The following is a 7,061-nucleotide window of genomic DNA, read 5'->3' on the forward strand; positions in this document are numbered from 1 at the left end:
AAGCGGTTTAAAATAAAAATAGTTAGACCTCGATTATTTAAAAGTAACTTGGTATCCAAAAACACTTTATCTAAAAACAAATCATTTCACGAATACGCCGAGCAGCTCCTGATGACAGGAATGCGATTAAGGATATAACAACGACAATGACTCATTCTTTTACGAACAATCAAGTGCCTGCTACCAAACGGGTTGGTATTCTCGGCGGCGGCACAGCTGGGGCAACCATTGCAATTCGCCTCGCAGCCTTAGGGCTTGAGACCTATTTATTTGAAAAAAACACCTCGCTTATCGATGGTCCGCCGATGTGTCATTTGCATGCTGGCGGCAATCTATACCGCGAAATTCCTGATGAAGATTGCGTCGCTCTGCTCAAACAATGCATCGATATTTTACGCCTTTATCCTTATACCATCGATGTACGCCCGACGGTATTTGCTGTGCCTACCCGCGATGAAGGCTTGCCTGAAGACTTGCTACCGCGCCTTGATATCTTGACCGCCGCTTATCGCGAGCTTATCGCTGAAGATGCCAATAATAAAGTACTCGGCGAACCTGAAAATTACTATCAGCTCTACAGCCATGAGCAACTGATTGCATTGTCTGAGCGCGAGCAAGTTGCGGTGCCGCGGTCGGTTGACGAATGGATGATACCGGTCGCTAAGTATTTGGATTTAAATAAAGTTAAATTTCCGCTAATTGTCGTACAAGAATACGGTTGGAATATCTTCCGCTTGGCAGCGTCTGCGCAATTGGCTTTAGAAGGCTATGAGCACGCGCATGTCTTTACCGATACACAAGTTAAGCAAGTCATGCCCGTCGACTGTGAAAACTGCTCAAACGCTGACCATCATGTGACGAAGTGGCGTATCGATTATCAACAAGCAGCTAGCCTTGAAAACGAACTTGAAACTAAGCTTGCAACCGAACGTGCAACTGAATCTATCGAAGTCGATTACTTAATCAACGCTTGCGGTTTTCGTACCGGCGTCATCGATGATATGGTCGGCGTCAAAGTTACGCGTATGGTCGAGTTTAAATCCTCTTATATCACCCACTGGGATGACACCGGCGGGCAGATACCAGAGATTATCGTCTATGGCGATCGCGGTACGCCAGAAGGCATGGCACAGCTAACACCTTACCCCGGTGGCTATTTTCAAATACATGGCATGAGTAAATTTATCACCTTATTTGATGATGGTTTGGTCGCCTCCAATAAAGACAGCGCCCAACCTGAATTGCCGTCGCAATACTTGCACTATATCGAAGATGGCTGGGATAAAGCACCGCTGCAAGCACGCAGTCAACAAGCGATTGATTACGTCGCTGAGTTTGTGCCAACCTTTCATAGCGCGCGTACGGTCGGCAATGCGCTATACGGTGGCCAGCAAATACCCGGTCAAGACGATACGCTGCGGGTTGCTGATGTGAGCTTATACTCTAATATTCGCTATGCGCGCGCGGAAAACGTCAAAGCCTCATCGACGCTGATTGCGGCTGATCAAATCGTTGATGAATTAACGGAGCTTGGTTTAATTGATAGTGATATGCCAGAAAATAGTCAGCGTTATGCCCATGAATGGGCGTATTTAGCGCAAAATGATAGTGTAGCGATTGATAAAGTTGCGCGTTATTTGGCGCAAGAACGCGGCTTTCCATTAGCAATGGCAGGCGTAAATCATAGTATTTGTGAGACAAATTAAAATGATTTAAATGTTAATAACATTAAAACAAAAAAGGAGAAAAAGGCTAACGATAAGCCCTTCTCTCCTTTTTTATGTAAAGGCAGTATATATTAGTGCCTAATTAGCTTAGTTCGCTTAGTTACCGGCCATTTTTTCGGTATCGACCGCGCCTTCTATGGTTACCACTGTTTTTAGCATGTCAATCGCTTCACTAATGCTATTACAAACGACCAAACGCTCAAGGTCTTCTTGCTTCATAAAGCCTTGGTCAGCGGTATATTTTAAATGCTCAATCATACGGTCGTAGAAGCCATTGATATTCAGAATAATCATCGGTTTTTCGTGCTGATATAACTGACGCCACGTAGCAATTTCCATAATTTCTTCTAGCGTCCCAAGCCCGCCCGGCAAGGTAATAAAGGCATCGGCATATTCTGCCATCACCGTTTTACGGGTGTGCATGGTATCGGTCAAATGCAGACGGGTCAGCTGCTCATGAGCAATCTCGTGCTTGAGCATAAAAGTTGGAATCACACCAACCGCTTGCGCGCCGCCTTGGATGACTTCATCTGCCACTGCGCCCATCAGCCCGATGCTCGCGCCGCCATAAACCAGACCCATGCCATTATCGGCAAGCTCACGGCCAAGCTCGCGCGCTGCCTGCTCATAGACTTCATTATTGCCCAAACGCGAACCACAATAAACCGCTACCAGCGGCATCGTTAACGCTGATTTATCCACTGCTTTTTCAATATTGGTAATATCTTGACTGGTAATGACTTCATAAGTGTCATTGTTGATTTTCATTTGCATAAAACTTCCTTAATTTTTATATCGACTTTTTATTAAATATATAGCTATTAGATACTTGGCTACTAAATACTTGGCTATTAAAACACGTTTATTCATACCTGGTGGTTTGTTGATGTGTGTTGATGTGTGTTGATTGGTCAAAATAAATACTGATTAATTTTTTTGGTTAATATTGTGCAAAACAAACCATATAGAATTCGCACATAGAACCTGCTTATAGAACTTAGAAGTCATTTTCGCCTACCTTCCTACCTAAGATTTATTTTACCATAAGCAGTGCTGTAACTCGGTCATCATGCGGTTATCGCAGAGTTATGCCATAGATTAAATTAGTCGCAGCTCAATGACGATATGATTAACACTGATTATTAAACGCTCAGCGCATCTTAAGCGTTTTTATTTACCCAAAGCACTTACTGATAAAAAAGCACCTACTCATAAAAATGACAAGAACATATTAAGGTTAAACCATGGAAAATACGCAGAATCAAACGGATACTTATGCACTAAGCATCATGACTGAGCGCAATCGGGCATTGGCAGCGACTGTTTATCGCCCTAAAGATGAGGTAAAAGCAGCGGTCATGATAGCGCCAGCTACCGGTATCAAACGCCAGTTTTATCACAATTTTGCCACTTATTTAGCAGCCAGTGGCTTTGGTGTCCTAACCTTTGATAATGAAGGTATCAGTGAATCGCTATCGTCTGATTTGGCTAAATGTGATGCCTCTTTAATCAGTTGGGGTCGCCATGACATGCCAGCCGTGCTTGATGCCTTACAAGACGAATTTGCCGATGCGACTTATCATTTAATTGGTCATAGCGCCGGTGGTCAGCTGATTGGTTTAATGCCAAACTACCAAGCCATTACGTCGGTCTTCAATGTCGCTTGCTCATCAGGGCGCATCAAAAATATGGACATGCCTTATAAGCTCAAAGCAATGGGTTTTATGGATGCCTTTATCCCACTCACTAACTTAACCTTCGGTTATACTCCAGCGGATAAAATCGGTATGGGCGAGCCGCTACCACGCGGCGTCGCTCGTCAGTGGCGCGAGTGGTGCAATGGCGCAGGCTATATTAAGACCGCTTTTGGCAGAAGCATTCATACTCACTTCTATGATGAGCTTGATATGCCAGCATTGTGGCTCGGCTTTAGCGATGATGAGATTGCCAATAGCAAAAATATGGACGATATGATTCGCGTCTTTAGCAAAATGCCAGTCGAAAAACGCTTTTTTGAGCCAAAAGAGTTCGGCTTAAACAGTATCGGTCATATGCGCTATTTTAGTAGCAGAACCAATGCTAAAGCCCCGCAGCTTTGGCAAATGGCAGTCGATTGGTTAGCTAAGCAGCAATAAGTTCTGTTGAGTTAATCCATTTAAGCACAAGTCTATTTAGTCTTGCGTGTTTTTTGCTGCCTGTTCTGCTTTAACACGCTTGGTCAAAGCAGAATAAAGCGACGGCTGCATATTATGAATATTACCCAGCATCCATTTTACGTAGCTGATTGGTACGTCTTTAATCGGCATGCCTTTATGTTTACCAAAGGGCATTTTGCTCACCGGATTGGCTTTATTGGCGATAGCGTGGGCCGCCGCAAAATCTGTCGGTGCAATATCTAAACGCTCACAGCAGGCCTGATAAAGCAGATAACACATGCGCGCATCGCCGAGCGCGTCATGAGCGGCAATCGTCATCCTACTTGCTTTTCCTTTACCTAATAACTGCTCAATACATTTGGACTGACCATAGGCGCTCCACTCTGGAAAGGCGACACGCGCCAGCCGCACCGTACATATCAGTTTAGCAGACGGACTGCCAATCACCCGCCAATCAAAGCGCACATTATGCCCAATCAAATACTGCGGCAACTCAAACGCCTCTAACTCAAAGCGCTCAAGACCGGCGACATCATCATCGGTAATGCCATGAATTCTAATGACCACGGGTGATATCGAGCGCCCACTATTAAAGTATTTCATCCACTCAAATCCCGTCGCTACATTAATAGTCGCCACTTGAATCGGACGCGGATCACGACCTTGATCGGTTTCGGTATCAATAATCAGCGCAGTATCAGTCATAAAGATTTAGCCATCATTATTTAAGCATAGTTGTTTAAACATAGTTATTTCGCTATAGGTAGCAATATTGCCATTCTTAATAAACTTTAAAAATATGTGAATTTTAAAAGCTACGTTATATTTATGGGGATAAAAACCAGAAATAACAATGGTATACAAAGAATAGAGACGTTAACTCTTATACTACCCATTAGAGTTAACTCAAAAAAAATAAAGAGATATCGATGTTAGCAGATGGTAATAAGCTTCCGCCAAATCCAAATTCAAAACCAACCTTTTTACGCCGTGTAATAAGTATATTCATCAAGGCAGCTGTATTATTGATGCTGTTATTTGTATTTGACAAGCTCTTACCGAGTATCAGTCAACAAACCCAGTCGTTTGTGATGGCAAAATGGCAACAGCTCAGTTTATTACAACAACCACTGCCCACAGAAAACAGTCTGCCCTCGCCATTACCCGAACAGCATCTAACGGATACATGGGGCGGCGCGCGCAGCCAAGGTCGCTCTCACGAAGGCATCGATATATTTGCCAAGCGAGGTACGCCGATACAGGCAACGACACAAGGCATCGTCAGTAAAGTCGGTGAAAATACGTTAGGCGGTCGCGTGGTGGTTATCGTTGGACCGGGCGGCGCAGGACATTATTATGCGCATCTAGAGGATTATGCCGATATTAACCCAAACGACTGGGTCAATGCCGGCGATATCATCGGTTACGTCGGCGACAGTGGTAATGCCAAAGGTACGCCGCCGCACGTCCATTACGGGATTTATATCAATGGCAGCGCGGTCAACCCCTATCCTTTGCTACAAAAGCCTGAAAGCTAGCCTTTAAAACTTTAGTGTAAAAAATTAAGCTTGTAAAAATCAAGCTTCTAAAACGTTAAACCTCTAAACTTCCAATAAAAAATTTAACGGTCCATCGTTGATACTTGCTACTTGCATATCAGCGCCAAACTCACCGGTCGCCACATTAGGATGTTGGGTTTTGGCGTAATTTACCAGTTGTTCAAATAAGGCTTGCGCGGCATCGGGTGCCATTGCTCCGCCAAAGTCAGGACGGCGACCCTTATCGGTTTTCGCCATTAAGGTAAATTGTGAGACCAGTAATAAGCCACCGCCTACTTGCTGAACATTTTTATCCAATTTACCAAACTTAGCAGGGTCATCATCATTATCAAAAATGCGATAAGTAAGAATTTTATCAATCATACGCTGCGCACTTTGCAGATTATCATCATGACCCAAGCCAATATAGGCCAATAGGCCATGCTCAATCTCACCAACGCAGTGCGCATCGACAGTGACACTCGCACGGTGCACCCTTTGTATCAGTGCTCTCATTTACGGACTTCCTTATTTATAAATAGCTTACAGTTTATGGCCATACAACCATACCCTGACCATGATAAAATACCGCCATTAACTTGCCTAATTAATTATTACATCAAACCCTATTTTGGTAGCCTCATTATGAATTTATTTGCCACCCTTCAACAATTTGTGCCGCAGCAGCAGTTGAGTAAAGTAGCTGGACGTTTGGCCGCCAGCCGCCATCCTTATGTCAAGCGCACCTTTATCCGCAGTTTTGCCAAAGCTTACAATGTGAGCTTAGATGAATACGAGCGCCAAAGCTTTAATGCTTATGAAAGCTTTAATGACTTTTTTACCCGTGAGCTAAAAGACGACGCGCGTATCATTGATAGCAGCGCAAACGGCATTGTCAGTCCTGCTGATGGTGTCATCTCCCAGCTCGGGCAAATCCGCGACCATAAATTGCTGCAAGCCAAAGGTCGTGACTATGACATCGGACAATTACTGGCCAATAGCGAAGAGGGCAGCTATTTTGCTGATGGCAGCTTTGTAACCGTATATCTAGCACCGAGCAATTATCACCGCGTGCATATGCCATTTGCTGGTACCTTGACCAAAACCCGTTATGTACCGGGTACGCTGTTTTCTGTCAATAATACCACGGCGGCAAATGTCCCTGATTTATTTGCCCGTAACGAGCGTTTGGTGTGTTTATTTGACACAGAATACGGCAAAGCGGCGGTGGTGATGGTTGGAGCAATGATTGTCGCTGGTATCGAAACGGTAGCAACCGGCAAAATCAGCCGCACTGATGATATCCAAGAAGCTGAGCACAATATGAGCTTTGCAAAAGGCGATGAGCTTGGACGCTTTTATTTAGGCTCAACCGCGATTGTAGTACTACCAAAAGGCGCAAAAGCCGATTGGCAAGACAGCATGCAAGCCAATAGCGTGGTACAAATGGGACAGTTATTGGGTGTTGCTAACGCTAAATAAACTGCTGTTCCATGATAAAAATATAAGCCCACTTAAGTATGAATCATCATGCTTAATTGGGCTTTTTAATGGGCTTTACAGCTTATTGCCCTAACTATAAATGCTTATAAATAACGGGCTATTTGTAAGCATTTAAATGGTAAATTATAGTTCTGTTT

7 protein-coding genes are annotated in these 7,061 nt (G+C 44.0%); 4 read left to right on the forward strand and 3 right to left on the reverse strand.

What is annotated here, in order from left to right; all coding sequences use genetic code 11:
- The first annotated feature begins 146 nt into the window (after positions 1-146).
- Positions 147-1,706, forward strand: coding sequence for an FAD-dependent oxidoreductase (locus tag JMX94_RS12140; protein ID WP_201565754.1), 1,560 nt, complete (start codon positions 147-149; stop codon positions 1,704-1,706).
- A gap of 117 nt (positions 1,707-1,823) precedes the next feature.
- On the opposite strand, the gene JMX94_RS12145 is transcribed toward JMX94_RS12140, so the two are convergent.
- The gene (locus JMX94_RS12145; protein ID WP_201541104.1) at positions 1,824-2,501 is read right to left on the reverse strand and encodes a TIGR00730 family Rossman fold protein; all 678 of its coding nucleotides are present in this window, start codon (positions 2,499-2,501) and stop codon (positions 1,824-1,826) included.
- A gap of 470 nt (positions 2,502-2,971) precedes the next feature.
- Between JMX94_RS12145 and JMX94_RS12150 the strand changes: the two genes are divergently transcribed.
- Positions 2,972-3,862 carry an alpha/beta fold hydrolase gene (locus JMX94_RS12150; protein WP_201565755.1) on the forward strand — a complete coding sequence of 297 codons (891 nt, stop codon included), beginning with the start codon at positions 2,972-2,974 and terminating at the stop codon, positions 3,860-3,862.
- A gap of 36 nt (positions 3,863-3,898) precedes the next feature.
- Here the strand turns inward: JMX94_RS12150 and JMX94_RS12155 are convergent, their stop codons facing one another.
- Positions 3,899-4,588 carry a putative quorum-sensing-regulated virulence factor gene (locus JMX94_RS12155; RefSeq protein WP_201565757.1) on the reverse strand — a complete coding sequence of 230 codons (690 nt, stop codon included), beginning with the start codon at positions 4,586-4,588 and terminating at the stop codon, positions 3,899-3,901.
- 224 nt (positions 4,589-4,812) lie between these two features.
- Here JMX94_RS12155 and JMX94_RS12160 point away from each other — a divergent pair, with 224 nt between their 5' ends.
- Positions 4,813-5,421, forward strand: a complete 609-nt coding sequence (locus JMX94_RS12160; protein WP_201565759.1) for a M23 family metallopeptidase — start codon at positions 4,813-4,815, stop codon at positions 5,419-5,421.
- Positions 5,422-5,484: 63 nt separating this feature from the next.
- On the opposite strand, the gene dtd is transcribed toward JMX94_RS12160, so the two are convergent.
- Complete coding sequence (dtd, locus tag JMX94_RS12165) at positions 5,485-5,937, reverse strand: D-aminoacyl-tRNA deacylase (RefSeq protein ID WP_201565761.1); 453 nt, start codon at positions 5,935-5,937, stop codon at positions 5,485-5,487.
- A gap of 129 nt (positions 5,938-6,066) precedes the next feature.
- Between dtd and asd the strand changes: the two genes are divergently transcribed.
- Entirely contained in the window at positions 6,067-6,903 is an 837-nt protein-coding gene (gene asd, locus JMX94_RS12170; protein ID WP_201565763.1) for an archaetidylserine decarboxylase, read from the forward strand.
- Positions 6,904-7,061: the final 158 nt, after the last annotated feature.

Origin of the sequence: Psychrobacter sp. CMS30 (genome assembly GCF_904846565.1) — a bacterium.
GTDB classification, from domain to species: Bacteria; Pseudomonadota; Gammaproteobacteria; order Pseudomonadales; family Moraxellaceae; genus Psychrobacter; species Psychrobacter maritimus.

Coding starts and splice junctions, on each gene's coding strand:
- JMX94_RS12140 (WP_201565754.1), top strand. CDS start 147: ATGACTCATTCTTTTACGAACAATCAAGTGCCTGCTACCAAACGGGTT.
- JMX94_RS12145 (WP_201541104.1), bottom strand. CDS start 2,501: ATGCAAATGAAAATCAACAATGACACTTATGAAGTCATTACCAGTCAA.
- JMX94_RS12150 (WP_201565755.1), top strand. CDS start 2,972: ATGGAAAATACGCAGAATCAAACGGATACTTATGCACTAAGCATCATG.
- JMX94_RS12155 (WP_201565757.1), bottom strand. CDS start 4,588: ATGACTGATACTGCGCTGATTATTGATACCGAAACCGATCAAGGTCGT.
- JMX94_RS12160 (WP_201565759.1), top strand. CDS start 4,813: ATGTTAGCAGATGGTAATAAGCTTCCGCCAAATCCAAATTCAAAACCA.
- dtd (WP_201565761.1), bottom strand. CDS start 5,937: ATGAGAGCACTGATACAAAGGGTGCACCGTGCGAGTGTCACTGTCGAT.
- asd (WP_201565763.1), top strand. CDS start 6,067: ATGAATTTATTTGCCACCCTTCAACAATTTGTGCCGCAGCAGCAGTTG.